Genomic DNA, 16,442 nt, shown 5'->3' with positions numbered 1-16,442 from the left:
TGTAGAACAACTGTTGCCAGGCCAACACTGCTTACGCAAATCCAGGATCACAGCCTTCGTGCCTCGGCAGTTCCTGCAGGGTTGGCGCTACGCAGGCGAGCTTGTGAACATCAATGACCGACGACAGCAGCCCCGGCCTGGCGCTGCCCCGTGGGAAAACCATGCTGGCGAGCGTTGAACACGATCAACAACCCGATCAGCAACAACACCAGCAACGCCCAGGGCAACGCACTCACACCGACTTGATCGAGCAACACGCCACCCGTGAGTGCTCCAGCAGCGATGGCACTGTTCCAGACCACCACGTTCATCGACAACGCCACATCGGCGCCCTCACCTGCGGCGTCTGCCAGCGCCGTCTGCAGCAAGGTTGCCGCGCCGCCAAAGGACAGGCCCCAGATGAAAATACCGACGTACACCACCGGCGCAGACTGGAAGAACACACCAAACAACAGGGCAATCGCGGTAAATGCCGCAAGGCTGACCAGCACCACCCTGCGTAAATGGCTGTCGACCAGACGACTGGTCAGCCAGATGCTCAACAGCGCCGCCAGGCCAAATACCAGCAACACAAGATCCACCTCATCGGCCAGACCCGCTGGCGTCACAAACGGGGCGATGTAGGTGTAGAGCATGTTGTGCGCGAGCATCCAGGTCATCACCACCGCAAGCACGGAGCGCACCCCGGGAGTCAGCAGTACCTGGCGCAAGCCGATGCGCCGGGCGCTAGCCTGCCCCGGATAATCCGGCACTTTGGCCAGCACCCAGACAATCAGCACCACAGTCAGTATCGACATCAGGCCGAAGGCGCTGCGCCAGCCCATCAGCGCCCCCAGCCAGGTGCCCAGTGGCACACCCAGTGACAGTGCGATTGGCGTACCGACCATCGCCACCGCCATGGCGCGGCCCTGCAAGTGCGGCGCAACCATACGTCGTGCGTACCCCGCCAACAGGCTCCAGGCCAGACCGGCCGAGGCACCCGCGCAAAAGCGCGCCACCAGGGTCACGCCATAGTGTGACGACCACGCGGTGATCGAGTTGAACAGCAGAAAACCCACAATGGTCAGCAGCAAGACATTGCGCCGCCGCCAGCCCTGTGTGGCGATGGTCAAGGGAATCGCCGCCAGCAACGAGCCCAGCGCGTAGACCGTGACCATCTGCCCGGCCATTGCCGAGGAGATCTCAAGGCCGCTGCTGATTTGGGTCAGCAAACCCGCCGGCAACGTTTCGGTGACAATGCAGATAAACCCGGTCATGGCCAGCGCCAGCAGCGCGCCCATGGGTAATCGCTCAGTAGTGTCGCGCTCTTCAACCATCGCCTGTTCCAACCTGTCTTAGTTATGTATCGATAGGTACAGATGTTGGCGATGCAAAAGCGATTGGTCAACGACTTTTGTATCGACTAGTATTTATGTCTTGTGAAGAAGGAGGCTGACAATGGCCCAGATGGGACGCCCACGTACGTTTGACCGTGACGCGGCAATCACTCAAGCCATGCACCTGTTTTGGCAGCATGGTTACGACTCCACCTCGCTGAGCCAGCTCAAGGCGAGCATCGGCCCAGGCATTTCGGCACCGAGTTTTTATGCCGCCTTTGGCTCCAAGGAGGCCTTGTTCAAAGAGGTCATGGAACGTTATCTGAACTCCCATGGCCGCGTGACCGAGAGCCTGCAAGACCCCGGCATTGCCCCGCGTGAAGCCATCGAGCTGGCGTTGCGCCGCTCAGCCCGCATGCAATGCGAACCGGGGCACCCGCGTGGCTGCCTGGTAACACTGGGGCTGATGAGTGCCTGCTCGGCTGAAACTCTGGAGATATGCGCGCCACTGGCCCAGGCCCGCGCGCGTAACCGGGCCGGATTTATTGCCTGCATCGAGCGCGGCGTCGCCTCGGGCGAACTGTCCGCGCAGACCAACGTTGTTGCGTTGGCCACAGTGTTTGAAAGCTTTTTGCTGGGCCTGACTACGCTTGCCCGGGACGGCCTGGAGCACGCAGTACTGGACGCCGCTGTCACCCAGGTAATGAGCGCATGGGACGTGATGCGCGTGGCCGCGTAACGGCTTGCGCTCATGCCTGTTTTTGGCGGGTCAGTTCATCAATTAGCAGTTGCGTCGGGGCGGTTAATGCCACGCCTTTGCGGGTGACAATTTCGTATGGCTCGCTGCGTGATTTCAAGTCCAGCGGCAAGCGCATCAGCATGCCGTGGGTCACGGCCATTTGCGCAACGTCCACCGGCATGACGGCGACCAGTTGCGGGTCCTGCAAGAGCAATGACAGCGTGGTGAAGGTCGATGAGGTTTCAATCGGATACGCCGGAAAGTTAAGCCCCGCTTCCCTGAACTCCCGCTCAAGGGTCAGGCGCATGGGCATGTTGACCGGGAATACCACCCACGACGAATCTGCCAGTTCACTCAACGCCAGCGACGTACGGCGGGCAAACCGGTGCGCGGTGTTAGCGACCACGATCAGCGGCTCCTGCTCGCGCAAGCGGCTGTCATAAGCCGCCGGATGTTTGCTGACGCTGGTGCGACATATGGCCAGGTCCAGGCGCCCTTCGTCGAGTAATCCCAACAGGCGAGCGCTGGTGTCTTCGACGATTTCTACCGATAACTGCGGCTGTTTGGCGCGCAATTGCGCCAGGCATTCCACCAGCACCGGCACTGCGCCCATGATCACCCCCACTGACAGACGCCCGCCATGGCCTTGCAAAATGCCGAGCATTTCTTCGCGCAGGTGCGCCACATCGGTGTGTATCAAACGCGCGTAACGAATCACGCAACGCCCCAGATCATTGGGCGTCAGGCCTTTGGGCGTGCGCTCGAACAGGGTTGCGCCCAGCGTCGATTCAATTTCGTGCAGCGCCTTGGTCGCGCCGGGCTGGGTAATTGCCACAGACTCGGCGGCCTTGTGCAGCGAGCCGAATTCGTCCAGCGCAATCAACAACCGCAGTTGTTTGAGGCGCAGCCGGGAAATGATGGTGGTCAGGGATGGCAGCATGGGGATGACTATTGGTTATCGCTCAATCAGCATCTGTCATTAGGCAGCATCCCTGACAAAAATTAAAGTGAGCGCCAGAAGGGGTTAACGACCCGCCATAAAAATAATCTGCGAGAGTTCACTGTATGCGCTTGATCCAGTTTGAAACAGCTCAAGGCCAGCGCCACGTCGGGGTGATCGAGGGCGATGAGATCCACGTGGTGCTGGGCACCGAAACCACCCGCGAACTGGCTCTGGAGGCCATTCGTAAAGGCCACGGCCTGGTCGCTGAAGTGCTGGCCCGTGGCACCGAGGCAAGTCCTGTCAGTTATAGCCAGACACTGGAGCAAGGCCGCGTACTCCCGCCGCTGGACCATGCAGACCCGGCCCACTGCCTGATCAGCGGCACCGGCCTGACCCACTTGGGCAGCGCCTCGACACGCGACAAGATGCACCAGCAAAACGCAGCCGATCACAGCGCCATGACCGACACCGCACGTATTTTTCAGTGGGGCATTGAAGGTGGCCGCCCGGCATCCGGCACGGTGGGCGTGCAACCGGAGTGGTTCTACAAGGGTGACGGCTCGATCGTGGTTCGCCCCGGCAGTGCGTTCAGCAAACCGACCTTCGCTGAAGATGCCGGCGAAGAACCCGAGCTGACCGGTCTGTATGTAGTGGGCGACGACGGCAAGCCCTACCGCGTAGGCTTTGCGCTGGGCAATGAGTTTTCTGACCACGTCATGGAGCGCCGTAACTACCTGTACCTCGCACACTCTAAATTGCGCAATTGCAGTTACGGCCCCGAGCTGCGTGTCGGCGAGCTGCCGCGTCACCTGACCGGCATGAGCCGCATCCTGCGCGGGAACGAGGTAGTCTGGGAAAAAGAGTTTCTCAGCGGTGAAGACAACATGTGCCACAGCCTGGAAAACCTTGAATACCACCACTTCAAGTACCCGCAGTTCCTGCGCCCTGGCGATGTGCATGTGCATTTCTTTGGTACCGCCACTCTGTCGGTGGCCGACAACATTCACACCCAGGAAGGTGACCGCTTCGAAATCAGCATGCCGGAGTTCGGCGCACCGCTGATCAACGGCATACAGGCAGGCACCGCTGAACTGCCAGCCGGGCATGTCGTAACGTTGTAGCAAGGCTTTGTGGGCTTGCCTGCAAGCCCACTCCCCGCTTGATAAAAAACATAAAAAAGCGAGACCAACATGAACAGCAAAATTGCACCGGCCGCCCCCAGCCAGGCCGCCGGGCTTGCAGACGCCTCACGACCTACCACGGTGCGCTGGCGCATATTTTTGATCCTGCTGCTGTTGTCGGCGATCAACTACATCGACCGCGCGTCACTGTCGGTGGCCTTGCCACTGATTTCCAGCGAATTTGAAATGACCCCGGCCCTGGAAGGCCTGATGCTCAGCGCGTTCTTTTGGTCCTATGCGCTGATGCAAATTCCTGGCGGCATGCTCCTGGACCGTTTTCAGGTGCGCAATATCGTCGGTGTGGCGACCGTGGGCTGGGGCTTCTTCCAGGCCATCGCAGGGGGCGCCCACAGCTGGATGACCTTGCTCGCCACCCGGATCGGTCTGGGCGTTGCCGAATCACCGATCATGCCCGCCGGGGCCAAGCTGAACGGTGCCTGGCTGACGCCCAATGAGCGGGGCCGCGGGGCAACCCTGGTGGATGGCGGCGCCCCCTTGGGCACAGCCTTTGGCGCCATCATCATCGCGGGTCTGATTACCTGGTTCGACTCGTGGCGCATTGCGTTCGTGATCGCCGGTGTCGGCACCATGATCGTCGGTGTCTGGGCCTGGTGGTACATCCGTAATAACCCGGCCGAACACCCTAAAGTCAACGCGGCTGAACTGGCCTATATCACCAACGCCAATGCCGAGGCGGCGAAAACCAACGGCGAACGCAAAGCCATCCTCAAAGACTTGCTGAAAAGCCGCTCAGTATTGGCCATGTTCGCCGGGTACGCCTGCTACAACAGCGTGTTCTACGGTTTGCTGACCTGGATGCCGAGCTACCTGCACAAGGCGCACAACCTCGATATCAAGGCCATGGGCGGTGCAACGTTCCTGATCTTTATGTGCGGGTTTATCGGCGAGATCTTCGGCGGTTGGCTGGCGGACAAATGGAAAGACGCAGGCGGCGCTCCGAACAAGGTGATGCGCACCATGTTTGGCGGCTCGGCGGCGATTGCTGCGCTGTGCATCCTGCTGGTGGCCTACACACCGGACGCTTTCACCGTGATTTCGCTGCTCTGCGTGGCCCTGTTTTTCATTCGCTGGTGCGGCATGTACTGGTGCTTGCCAGCCATTTTGGGCGGTAAATCCAAGGCGGGCGTACTGGGCGGCAGCATGAATTTCTGCGGCAATATGGTCGGTGTCATCGTACCGATCCTGATCGGCCTGATCGTGCAGTTCACCGGTTCGTACTTCCTCGCGCTGATCTTCTTCGTGGTGATGGCTTTCGGTCTGATGCTGTTCTCATCCCTCATCGACTACCGCGAGCGCGGTCTGGCCTGAGCCTTTCACTGAGGTAACTGTTGATGCAACTTATAACTAAAACAGGCAGTGAAAATGCTGCCAACGCCGTGATTCGACTCAACCCGCTGGACGATGTGCTGATTGCCCGCCAGCCCATTCCCAAAGGCCTGATTCTTGAGGCCGAAGGGCTGACAGCGCTGGACGCTATCCCTTCGGGCCACAAGATCGCAACCCGTGATCTCCCGGCCGGTCAGGCGCTGCGCCGTTATGGACAGATCATTGGCTTCGCCAGCCAGCCGATCAAAGCCGGTGAACACGTGCATGTGCACAACCTGGCCATGGGGGATTTTTCGCGCGATTACGCCTTTGGTGTGGATGCGCGGGGGATTCATACGCCCAACCAGGACACCTTTATGGGCATCGTGCGGGCGGATGGCCGCGTCGCTACCCGTAACTACGTGGGCATCCTGACGTCGGTGAACTGCTCGGCGACGGTGGCCAAGGCCATCGCCGATCACTTTCGCCGCGACATCAACCCGCAGGCCCTGATCGACTACCCCAACGTGGATGGCGTGGTCGCCCTGACCCACAGTTTTGGGTGCGCAGTCGATCCCGGCGGCGAAGCCCTGGCCATGCTGCGCCGGACCTTGGGCGGCTATGCGATTCACCCCAACTTTGCCTCGGTACTGATGATCGGTCTGGGTTGTGAAACCAACCAGATCGCGGATTTGCTGGAGGCCCAGGGCCTGGAAAAAGGTGAATTCCTGCGCGCCTTTACCATTCAAGGCACGGGCGGCACGTCGAAAACCATTGCCAGCGGCATCGAGCAGGTTAAATCCCTGCTGGCCGAGGCCAACCGCGTCGAGCGTGAGCCGGTCAGTGCCAAACACTTGATCATCGGCTTGCAATGCGGCGGTTCCGATGGCTACTCGGGCATCACCGCCAACCCGGCGCTGGGCAATGCGGTAGATCGCCTGGTCGCAGCGGGCGGGACTGCAATCCTCTCCGAGACCCCGGAAATCTATGGCGCCGAGCACTTGCTTACACGCCGTGCGGTCAGCCGTGAAGTCGGTGAAAAGCTGATCAAGCGGATTCACTGGTGGGAAGACTACTGCAAGCGCATGAACGCCGAGCTGAACAACAACCCGTCGGCGGGCAACAAGGCCGGAGGCTTGACCACCATCCTCGAAAAATCCCTGGGCGCCGTGGCCAAAGCCGGTTCCAGTGACCTGGTCGATGTCTACGAATACGCCGAGACGGTGCGCGCCCACGGCCTGGTGTTTATGGACACGCCGGGCTACGACCCGATTTCGGCCACCGGCCAGGTGGCGGGCGGCGCCAACCTGATTGCGTTCACCACAGGGCGCGGTTCGGCCTATGGCTGCGCGCCCTCGCCGTCGATCAAGCTGGCCACTAACACCCGCCTGTGGGAGACCCAGGAAGAAGACATGGACGTGAACTGCGGCGGCATTGCCGACGCCAGCATGACCATCGAAGAGCGCGGCGAGTACATCTACCGCCTGATGTTGCGCATCGCCTCCGGTGAGCGCAGTAAAAGCGAGCAGCACGGTTACGGCCAAAACGAATTTGTGCCATGGCAGATCGGTGCAATTACCTAAGCCCGTGATGACACACCACACCTGTGGGAACCGGGCTTGCCCGCTCCCACAGGTTTCATTGTTTTTTCAAGGAGATGGACATGACCCAAATTACCGACCAGAACTTTATTGGCGGCCAGCGCAGCGGCGCTGGCGCTGTTCATTTGCAAAGCCTGGATGCAACGACCGGTGAAGCCTTGCCGTATCAGTTTGTGCAGGCCACCGACGCCGAAGTAGACGCCGCCGCCAACGCGGCCAGCGCCGCCTTCGCGGCTTTTCGCAGTTTGCCCGCCAGTCGCCGTGCGGAATTTTTAGAAGCCATTGCCGAAGAAATCGACGCGCTGGGCGACGAGTTTGTGGCCATCGTTTGCCGTGAAACCGCCCTGCCCGCCGGGCGTATTCAGGGTGAGCGCGGCCGCACCAGCGGGCAGATGCGTTTGTTTGCCCAGGTGCTGCGGCGTGGCGATTTTTATGGCGCGCGGATCGATCAAGCCCTGCCCGACCGCCAACCGCTGCCCCGCGCTGACCTGCGCCAATACCGCATCGGCGTCGGCCCGGTCGCTGTCTTCGGCGCCAGTAACTTTCCGCTGGCGTTCTCCACCGCAGGCGGCGACACCGCAGCCGCACTGGCCGCCGGTTGCCCGGTGGTGTTCAAGGCCCACAGCGGCCACATGGCAACCGCCGAATGGGTGGCGCAGGCGATTATTCGGGCTGCTGAGCGTACCGGTATGCCTGCGGGCGTGTTCAACATGATCTACGGCGCCGGGGTTGGCGCAACGCTGGTCAAGCATCCGGCGATTCAAGCAGTCGGCTTTACCGGCTCGCTGTCGGGTGGTCGCGCCCTGTGTGACATGGCGGCGGCACGCCCGCAACCAATCCCGGTATTTGCCGAGATGTCGAGCATCAACCCGGTGGTGTTGCTGCCAGAAGCCTTGCAACAGCGCGGCGAACAGATCGCCAAAGAGTTGGGTGGCTCGGTGATGCTCGGCGCCGGTCAGTTCTGCACCAGCCCTGGCCTGGTGCTGGGGATTGCCTCGCCAGCGTTCAGCGCCTTTGTCGATGCGCTGGGCTCGTTTTTCAGCGCCCAACCAGCGCACACGCTGCTCAATGCCGGTGGCCTGAAAAGCTATGTCAAAGGTCTCAGCCATTTAGCTTCGGTCGAAGGCATTCGCCATCTCGCAGGTTCGCAACAACAGGGCAATCAGGCGCACCCGCAGTTGTTCCAGGCCGATGCCAGCCTGCTGATCGGCGGTGCCGAGGTGCTGCAAGAAGAAGTCTTTGGCCCGACCACCATCGTCATCGAAGTGGCCGACAAAGCGCAGTTGCTGCAATCGCTGCACAGCCTGCACGGTCAACTCACGGCCACGCTGATCAGTGAGCCCGCGGACTTGCAAGCCTTTGCCGAAGTGGTGCCGGTGCTTGAGCACAAAGCTGGCCGCTTGCTGATCAACGGCTACCCGACCGGGGTTGAGGTGTGTGATGCCATGGTCCATGGCGGGCCTTATCCGGCGACATCGGATGCCCGTGGCACATCGGTCGGCAGCCTGGCCATCGACCGTTTCTTGCGCCCGGTGTGTTTCCAGAACTACCCGGACAGCCTGCTGCCCGATGCGCTCAAGAACGCCAACCCGCTGGGGATCCAGCGCCTGCTCAATGGTCAGCCAAGCCGTGAGGCGCTGAACTGACGCTTACTGGTCAGCCGCGTAAATAACCGTTTGCGCGCTGTCCGGGGCCACGGACTTGAGGGTGAAGTAGGTGTCACCCTCATCCGTGAGAATCTCGTACTGCACCTTGCCGGGTACGCGATTCGCCATACTGACGTGCTTGATTATTTTCAGCACGCGCTGGAATTTCACATTCTGGGTGCCGTTCTGGGCGGGGCCGGTGAGCACGTTGACGGTCTGAAACCAGTCTTGATTCTTCTTGTGCGACACCAACGTATCGGTCAATGCCTCAAAGCGTTCAAGGCGGGTAAACCCCCACAAGGTTTGCTCTGCCGACGCCTTGCCCTGGGCGTTTGAGCCGGTAAACACAAACAGATTAATGGCCGGATTGTCTTCGCAAAAAAAATCGTAGGGCACCAGCCCATCGACCATTTTCTTGCCCGCGACAAAGCCTTTTTTATGCACCAAAAACATGTTCACCTCCACTCAATGGCATCACCACAACCTCAGACAGTGCTGAGCGAGAAGTCTACGGGGGCAAGGCGTACAGAGCCGTCAAGGCTATGTAATATCGTGTAAAGATCACAAAACCTGTAGGAGCTGCCCCGTCTTCGACGCAGGGCTGTCGCGCATCAAACAGGACAGCGAGTATCTTCAGCATCCCCCAATCGGTTCCCTCTCCTTCGGGAGAGGCGTGGTGAGGGGGCTCTTGACTTGAGTACATATCCGTTGCTGCGGCAACGGCCACTTAGGGTTCCGGCCTTACGCCGCGTCACTTTGCAAAAGCGGCAAAGTAACCAAAACGCTTTTGCCCCTACCCCTCGGTGCCTCGCTTTGGCTCGGCATGCCCTCACCACAGGCCTTGCTCCGTAGGCCCGCCGCGATCGGCCATCCATGGCCGTGTCGCGGCTAACCCGGCGTCCTGCCGGGTTACCCACTGCGCAAAACCTGCGTTCGGCCAGCGTGGTTTAATGGGGCCTTTTAGATCAAGATCAAAAGCAAGATCTAGATCAAAAGATCGCGAGCAAGCTCGCTCCTACAAAGCCTTTAAAATCAATCACTTATTTTATGTTTGATAAGAGCGAGCTTGCCTCGCGATCTTTTGATCTGGCTCTTTTTACGGCCGCTGCGCGCCCGGACGTAGCCTCGCAAGGCTCGTCAACTGCTACGGGGGGTGTTTGCTCGCAGCCTTCGTGCCTTGTCAGCGACTACAGGATGTAAGCGATTCAAACTGTAGGAGCGAGCTTGCTCGCGATCTTTTGATCTTGGCTCTTTTTACGGCCGCTGCGCACCCGGACGTAGCCTCGCACGGCTCGTCAACTGCTACGGTGGGTGTTTGTTCGCAGCCTTCGTGCCTTGTCAGCGACTACAGGGTGTACGCGATACAAACTGTAGGAGCGAGCTTGCCTCGCGATCTTTTTGATCTGGCTCTTTTTACGGCCGCTGCGCGCCCGGACGTAGCCTCGCAAGGCTCGTCGACTGCTACGGGGGTGTTTGCTCGCAGCCTTCGTGCCTTGTCAGCGACTACAGGGTGTACGCTCCTACACTGGGTCTTTGGGCAGGCTGATTTCTACGGTGAGGCCGCCCGAGGGCTGGTTGTAGGCGACGATGGTGCCGCCGTGCATTTGCACCGAGCGTGAAGCAATTGCCAGCCCTAACCCAAAACCGCCACCGGGTTCGCCGGCGCCGCGTTCGAAGGGCTGGAAAATGCTCTTCAGGCGCTGTTCTTCAACCCCCGGCCCATGGTCGGTAATTTGCACTTGCAAGCTGTTGCCCGCCAGGCTGGTCTGGGTGGTTACCCGCACACGCGTGCCGGGGCGGGTATGGCGAACGGCGTTACGAATCACGTTTTCAAAACAGCGATACAGCAGTTCACCGCTCACCCGACTGACAAAAGGTGGCCCAGCCTGCAAGGTGACTTCGCAGTCTTTGACCCCTGCCTCAAACTGCGCATCTTCAACGATCAATCTGAGCAATTCGATGATGTCGACCAGCTCCCGCTCGATGCTGTCGGGCCGCCCCTGAACGCGGGCCAGGGTCAGCAGCGCTTCAATCAGGGTGTCCATGCGCACCGACTCGCGCTCGATGCGCTCGACCATTTCTTTACGCCCAGGGTCTTGATGCAACAGCCCGATCGCCACTTGCATGCGGGTCAGCGGTGAGCGCAATTCGTGGGAAATGTCATGCAACAAGCTCTGTTGCGCCTCGACCAGCAGCCTCAACTGGTTGGCCATGCGGTCACAGTCTTCGGCCAGGTCGACGATTTCATCACGGCGCCCGCCCATCATCGGTTTGACCCGCGTACCGAATCGGCCCTGGGCTACGTCACTCATGGCGCGGCGCAAAAAGGTCAACGGCCAGGTCAGGTAAAAGGCCATGTAACCGCTGAACAACGCGCTCATCACCGTGCCGATAATCAACGGCATCAGGCCCGGCCCTTCGCCAAACTCCGGCCCGGGCTCGCCGTGTTCACCCGGCGCGCGGGTCGAGCGGATAAACAGTTCGATGCCTTCCTTGCTCAGCACCGCGCGCTCAAACACCGGGTGCAATACGGGTGACCCGGCCAGTAATTGCCCGCTGCTGTCATACACGCCAATGGCCTGGTCATCGGGATGGCGCCAGACCGTGAGCAACTGCATGCCCGACTCGACACCAAAGGTTTCAAGCAGGTGGATTTCGCTGGTCAGGATGGTGTCGAGGTGCGGGTCCCCCGGTTTTGATTTGCTCAGGATCACAAAGCCCATGCCGACAAAAAACGTCAGCGTGGTGGCCAGCCAGAACGCCAGAAACAGCTTCCAGAACAGTCGACTCGCTTTCATTATTCAGCGATCAACAAGTAGCCCAGGCCGCGCACGCTCTGGATCCAGGCTTTGGCATCAGGGCGCGGGCCGAGCTTTTGCCGAATGCTGCTGATGTGCACGTCGATGCGCCGGTCGTAGCGGGTCAACGGGCAGCCCAGGGCATTGAGCGACAAATCTTGCTTGCTAACCACTTGCCCGGCGCAGCGGGCCAGTTCTTCGAGCAGGCTGAACTCCGTACTGGTCAGGCCCAGCTCATTGCCTTGCCACAACGCCTGGCGTTTGCCGGGCCAGAGCACCAGTTGGCCGGTTTTGATCGCTTCGGTGGCGGTCTGATCAGGGGCGGGATTGACCCGACGCATGATCGCCCGCAAACGCGCCACCAGTTCACCCGGCGAGCTGGGTTTGGGCACGTAGTCATCCGCGCCCAGCTCAAGGCCGGTAATGCGGTCAATGTTGTCGCCACGGGCGGTCAGCAACACCACCGGCACCTGGCTGCGCGCACGAATGCGCCGCAGCACTTCGATCCCCGACAACCGGGGCAACATCACGTCCAGTACAACAATGCTGTAGCGACCGGACAACGCCTGGACTTCGCCCTCTTCGCCGCTGTGCACGGCGGTCGCAGCAAAACCTTCGCGCTCCAGATATTCACTGAGCAGTGCAGTCAGTTCCTGGTCATCGTCGACGAGCAATACACGGATCATGGCGAACTCTTGCAAAGGGGGGCCAGGCATTATCGTAGCTGAACCGTGCAGCGTCATCGCGTAACGCCAACCTTTACCTAACTTGACACTGGGTTAACCGCACCAAACGCCCCGAGCTTTTATGCTGGCGCTCCACCCGCTTGCGTGGCTCGCGGAGCATGGCGTCTGCTCGAGTCATCCGCACGCCCGCCAGCGCTGCTTGTCGATGTGTTCTGGAAATAAAGATCTTGATGAATTTTCCGCGCCTGCTCTGCTCGGTTGCACTGCTGCTCAATGCCACCCTTGCACATGCCCAGGGTTTCAAAATTTCTGATATTCGAATCAACGGCTTGCAGCGGGTTTCCGCCGGTAGCGTGTTCGGCGCCCTGCCCTTGAATGTCGGCGAAGAAGCGGATGATCAGCGCTTGGTCGAATCCACCCGCGCACTGTTTAAAACCGGGTTTTTCCAGGACATTCAGTTGGGCCGCGATGGCGACGTTCTGGTCATCACCGTGGTTGAACGCCCGTCTATTTCCAGCATTGATATAGAAGGCAACAAGGCCATCTCCACCGACGACCTGATGAAGGGCCTCAAGCAATCGGGGCTGGCCGAAGGCGAGATTTTCCAGAAGGCCACCCTTGAAGGCGTGCGCAACGAGTTGCTGCGCCAATACGTCGCCCAAGGCCGTTACTCGGCTTCGGTAGACACCGAAGTCGTCTCCCAACCGCGTAACCGCGTGCAGTTGAAGATCAAGATCGACGAAGGCCAGGTGGCGGCGATCAAGCACATCAACGTGGTCGGCAATAGCGTATTTGATCAGGCAGAACTCGACGACCAGTTCACCCTCAAGACCACCAACTGGCTGTCGTTCTTCAAGAACGATGACAAGTACGCCCGCGAAAAGCTCACCGGTGACTTGGAGCGCCTGCGTTCTTATTACCTGGACCGCGGCTACATCAACATGGAAATCATCTCGACTCAGGTCTCGATTTCGCCTGACAAAAAGCAGGTATTCATCACCGTCAATATCAATGAAGGTGAAAAGTACACCGTGCGCGACGTGTCTTTGCGCGGCGACCTGAAAATCCCCGAGGACCAGATCAAAGCCTTGCTGCTGGTGCAGAAGGGCCAGGTGTTCTCGCGCAAACTGATGACCACCACTTCTGACTTGATCACCCGGCGCCTCGGCAACGAAGGCTATACCTTTGCCAACGTCAACGCCGTGCCAACGCCGAATAAAGACGACCACACGGTTGATATCGTGTTTGTAGTCGACCCGGCCAAGCGGGCGTACGCCAACCGCATCAACTTCCGCGGCAACACCAAGACCGAAGACCAGGTGCTGCGCCGTGAAATGCGCCAGATGGAAGGTGGCTGGGCCTCGACCTACCTGATTGACCAATCCAAGGTGCGCCTTGAGCGTCTGGGCTACTTCAAGGAGGTCAACGTTGAAACACCGGCCGTGGCGGGTGTCGACGATCAGGTGGACGTGAACTACACCGTTGAAGAACAGGCCTCGGGCTCGATCACTGCCAGCGTGGGCTTTGCCCAGAACGCCGGTTTGATCCTCGGCGGCTCGATCACCCAAAACAACTTTTTGGGCACGGGTAACTCCGCCAGCCTTGGCCTGACCCGCTCCGAATACCAAAGCAAATACAACATCGGCTTCACCAACCCCTACTTCACCCCGGACGGCGTGAGCCTTGGCTACAACGCGTTCTACAACAAAACCGACTACAACGATTATTACGACGATGGCGTGTCGTACTACTCGATCAACAGCTACGGTGCCGGGATCACCCTGGGTTACCCGATCAACGAAACCTCACGGGTCAGTTTTGGCCTGACGGCGCAGCACGATGAACTCAAGCCCGGCACCTACAGCGCCGATGAGATCTATGACTTTATCCAGCGCGACGGCAAATCCTTCACCAACTTCAAGGCCAACCTGGGCTGGTCGGAATCGACCCTGAACAAAGGGATTCTGGCGACACGGGGTTACTCGCAAAACCTCAACCTGATGGTCACAGTGCCCGGCAGCGACCTGAGTTTCTACAAAATCGATTACAGCGGCCAGACCTTCCTGCCACTGACTCAATCCACCTCGCTGCGTTTTCATACCAACCTGGGCTACGGCAATGGTTACGGCTCGACCGACGGCCTGCCGTTCTATGAAAACTACACCGCAGGCGGCGAAGGTTCGGTGCGCGGCTTTGAAAGCGGCACCCTGGGCCCGCGCAACACCCCGGCCACCGGCAAATACGCCAGCATGGGCCAGGAGTACTACACCGATCGCAAAACCGATGCGCTGGGCGGCAACATCATGATCACCGGCGGCGTCGAATACCTGTTCCCGATTCCCTTCATCAAGGACAACAAATCGCTGCGGACCTCGTTGTTCTGGGACGTCGGTAGCGTGTATTCAGACAAGTGCTACTTGAGCACCACCACCGGCTGCGACGGCGTAGACCTGAGCCAGATGGCCAGCTCGCTGGGCGTGGGCGTGACGTGGTACAGCCCGATGGGCCCGCTGAGCGTCAACCTGGCCTTCCCGGTGCGCAAACCGACCGATGCCGAGACGCAAATATTCCAGTTCTCGCTGGGGCAAACGTTCTAACCCGCCCAGCAGCGCGAGCGCGTAACTCGTCAACGAATACGCCCTCTCTTTGCTTAGGTTGGGCAGTTTTGTTCAATACCCGGGTCATTCAACCCCTCATACTTGCCCCCTAATTGACAAGCAGGAGTTGAAGAATGAGCGTGCTGGTTTCCATGGCTGTATTCGCCCTCGCGGCCTCCATTTCACCGGGCCCGGTTAATGTCGTGGCGCTGAGTTGCGGCAGGCAATTCGGGCTGGGGCCCAGCCTGCGCCATGTTCTAGGCGCAACGGTGGGCTTTGTGGTGCTGCTGTTGTTCACAGGGTTTGGGCTGCACGAGGTGCTGAGAAAATGGCCGCTGCTCACCGACCTGATCCGCTGGGCCGGTATGGCCTTTTTGCTGTACCTGGCTTGGAAGCTGGCAGCCGATAACGGGCGCCTCGATGCCCAAGGCACGATACTGCAACCGTCGTTCATGAACGGCGCGATGATGCAGTGGCTGAACCCCAAAGCCTGGCTGGCCGCCATCGCAGGGATGGGAGCATTTGTCGCCAGCGGCGAAGCCACGCTGATCTGGACCTTCGCACTGATTTACTTTGTGATTTGCTATGTGTCAGTGGCGTGCTGGGTCTACGCCGGTGCTTTTCTGAACCGCTACCTGCACAACGCGTCACGCATACGGATGTTCAATCGCTGCATGGCATTGCTGCTGGCATCCTGCGCGGTGTCGTTATTGTGGATTTAAGCCTTGTATTGACCCGGCGTGGCCGCAAGGTGCTTTTTGAACACCCGTTGCAAATGGGCCTGGTCGGCAAAACCGCTTAACTGGGCAATGGCGGCAATGGAGGTGCCGTCGCGCAGTTGGGACTGGGCATGCTGCACCCGGCGATTGGTCAGGTAGGCATGGGGCGTCATGTGATAGCGCTGCTCAAACGCACGAATCAGATAAGCCTGCGACAGATTAGCTGCTTCACACATGTCTTCCAGCCGGATCGAGTGCATGAATTGCGCATCGATGTACGCGGCGACACGCTCTATGCGACGGTTGGCAACCCTGGGGAGCAATTTCGAGCCGCCCAATGACTGCTGCAACAGCGAGAAAAAGCCAACGGCAGCTTCATGCTTGGCCAGCGTCTCGCTAAGGGGATCGCTCAGTTGCGCATACAACCCAAGCAACCCGTTGAACAGTTCGGGCAATTGCGTGTGCGTCGCAGCAATGGGCTGAAACGCTTGCCTGGCGCCGCGCCCGCTGGCGTGCTGAATGCCTGCCAACCACTGCGGGTCGACATAAAACATCAGGTAAGACCATGGCTGGTCTTCAATGGGGTTGCAGGCATGCACTTCACCCGGATTCATTAACACTACAGTGCCAGTACTGACGGTATGACGGATTTTCTCGTGCAGGTAAGTAGAGCACCCGCCAGTGATCGCGCCAATGGAAAACACTTCGTGAGAATGCCGGGCATAACACACCTTGCGGCCATCGGCGATTGAGCGCGCCTCGATAAAGGGCATCTGCGGGTCACGCCAGAATCGTGGGGTGGCGCTCGATACATCGCTGGACATAGTGTTTACCTGATCACGGGGCGGGTCTTTGCGAAATGTATCTTAATTCAGATACATTTCGAACAA

Annotated in this window: 13 protein-coding genes; 7 read left to right on the top strand and 6 right to left on the bottom strand. The window is 59.6% G+C overall.

What is annotated here, in order from left to right; all coding sequences use genetic code 11:
• Positions 1-110: 110 nt before the first annotated feature.
• Positions 111-1,316 carry an MFS transporter gene (locus ACJJU9_RS09170; RefSeq protein ID WP_407730519.1) on the bottom strand — a complete coding sequence of 402 codons (1,206 nt, stop codon included), beginning with the start codon at positions 1,314-1,316 and terminating at the stop codon, positions 111-113.
• A gap of 121 nt (positions 1,317-1,437) precedes the next feature.
• Between ACJJU9_RS09170 and ACJJU9_RS09165 the strand changes: the two genes are divergently transcribed.
• Positions 1,438-2,055: a TetR/AcrR family transcriptional regulator gene (locus tag ACJJU9_RS09165; RefSeq protein ID WP_048388522.1), complete on the top strand. Its 618-nt coding sequence runs from the start codon at positions 1,438-1,440 to the stop codon at positions 2,053-2,055.
• Between the two features lie 10 nt (positions 2,056-2,065).
• Here the strand turns inward: ACJJU9_RS09165 and ACJJU9_RS09160 are convergent, their stop codons facing one another.
• A complete protein-coding gene (locus ACJJU9_RS09160; RefSeq protein WP_407730518.1) occupies positions 2,066-2,995 on the bottom strand; it encodes a LysR family transcriptional regulator in 930 nt (309 codons plus the stop codon).
• A gap of 125 nt (positions 2,996-3,120) precedes the next feature.
• Between ACJJU9_RS09160 and araD1 the strand changes: the two genes are divergently transcribed.
• The 4 genes from araD1 to ACJJU9_RS09140 all read left to right on the top strand — a co-directional run bounded on the left by araD1 (position 3,121) and on the right by ACJJU9_RS09140 (position 8,752).
• On the top strand, positions 3,121-4,119 hold the full coding sequence (gene araD1 / locus ACJJU9_RS09155) for an AraD1 family protein (protein WP_048368913.1): 999 nt from the start codon (positions 3,121-3,123) through the stop codon (positions 4,117-4,119).
• Between the two features lie 69 nt (positions 4,120-4,188).
• Positions 4,189-5,508 carry an MFS transporter gene (locus tag ACJJU9_RS09150; protein ID WP_048368912.1) on the top strand — a complete coding sequence of 440 codons (1,320 nt, stop codon included), beginning with the start codon at positions 4,189-4,191 and terminating at the stop codon, positions 5,506-5,508.
• A gap of 23 nt (positions 5,509-5,531) precedes the next feature.
• The gene (locus ACJJU9_RS09145; RefSeq protein ID WP_407730517.1) at positions 5,532-7,088 is read left to right on the top strand and encodes a UxaA family hydrolase; all 1,557 of its coding nucleotides are present in this window, start codon (positions 5,532-5,534) and stop codon (positions 7,086-7,088) included.
• 80 nt (positions 7,089-7,168) lie between these two features.
• Positions 7,169-8,752: an aldehyde dehydrogenase (NADP(+)) gene (locus ACJJU9_RS09140; protein WP_407730516.1), complete on the top strand. Its 1,584-nt coding sequence runs from the start codon at positions 7,169-7,171 to the stop codon at positions 8,750-8,752.
• 3 nt (positions 8,753-8,755) lie between these two features.
• Here ACJJU9_RS09140 and ACJJU9_RS09135 read toward each other — a convergent pair whose 3' ends face one another.
• From ACJJU9_RS09135 to ACJJU9_RS09125, 3 genes are all read right to left on the bottom strand, one after another.
• Positions 8,756-9,205 carry a hypothetical protein gene (locus tag ACJJU9_RS09135; RefSeq protein WP_153330413.1) on the bottom strand — a complete coding sequence of 150 codons (450 nt, stop codon included), beginning with the start codon at positions 9,203-9,205 and terminating at the stop codon, positions 8,756-8,758.
• 1,067 nt (positions 9,206-10,272) lie between these two features.
• A complete protein-coding gene (locus tag ACJJU9_RS09130) occupies positions 10,273-11,553 on the bottom strand; it encodes a sensor histidine kinase KdpD (protein ID WP_278940730.1) in 1,281 nt (426 codons plus the stop codon).
• Entirely contained in the window at positions 11,550-12,236 is a 687-nt protein-coding gene (locus ACJJU9_RS09125; protein WP_048368907.1) for a response regulator transcription factor, read from the bottom strand. Before ACJJU9_RS09125 ends, ACJJU9_RS09130 begins: the two co-directional genes overlap by 4 nt.
• Before the next feature lie 230 nt (positions 12,237-12,466).
• Here ACJJU9_RS09125 and bamA point away from each other — a divergent pair, with 230 nt between their 5' ends.
• Both bamA and ACJJU9_RS09115 read left to right on the top strand, forming a co-directional pair.
• Positions 12,467-14,833 (top strand): outer membrane protein assembly factor BamA, encoded by a 2,367-nt coding sequence (bamA, locus tag ACJJU9_RS09120; protein WP_048368906.1) that lies wholly within the window; start codon positions 12,467-12,469, stop codon positions 14,831-14,833.
• A gap of 134 nt (positions 14,834-14,967) precedes the next feature.
• On the top strand, positions 14,968-15,555 hold the full coding sequence (locus ACJJU9_RS09115; RefSeq protein ID WP_048368905.1) for a LysE family translocator: 588 nt from the start codon (positions 14,968-14,970) through the stop codon (positions 15,553-15,555).
• Here the strand turns inward: ACJJU9_RS09115 and ACJJU9_RS09110 are convergent.
• On the bottom strand, positions 15,552-16,376 hold the full coding sequence (locus ACJJU9_RS09110) for an AraC family transcriptional regulator (RefSeq protein WP_407730515.1): 825 nt from the start codon (positions 16,374-16,376) through the stop codon (positions 15,552-15,554). The genes ACJJU9_RS09115 and ACJJU9_RS09110 overlap by 4 nt on opposite strands.
• Positions 16,377-16,442 lie beyond the last annotated feature (66 nt).

Origin of the sequence: Pseudomonas helleri (genome assembly GCF_045830615.1) — a bacterium.
GTDB classification, from domain to species: Bacteria; Pseudomonadota; Gammaproteobacteria; order Pseudomonadales; family Pseudomonadaceae; genus Aquipseudomonas; species Aquipseudomonas helleri.
Note: the sequence above shows the minus strand (reverse complement) of the source record. Positions and strands in the feature narration are given on the sequence as shown.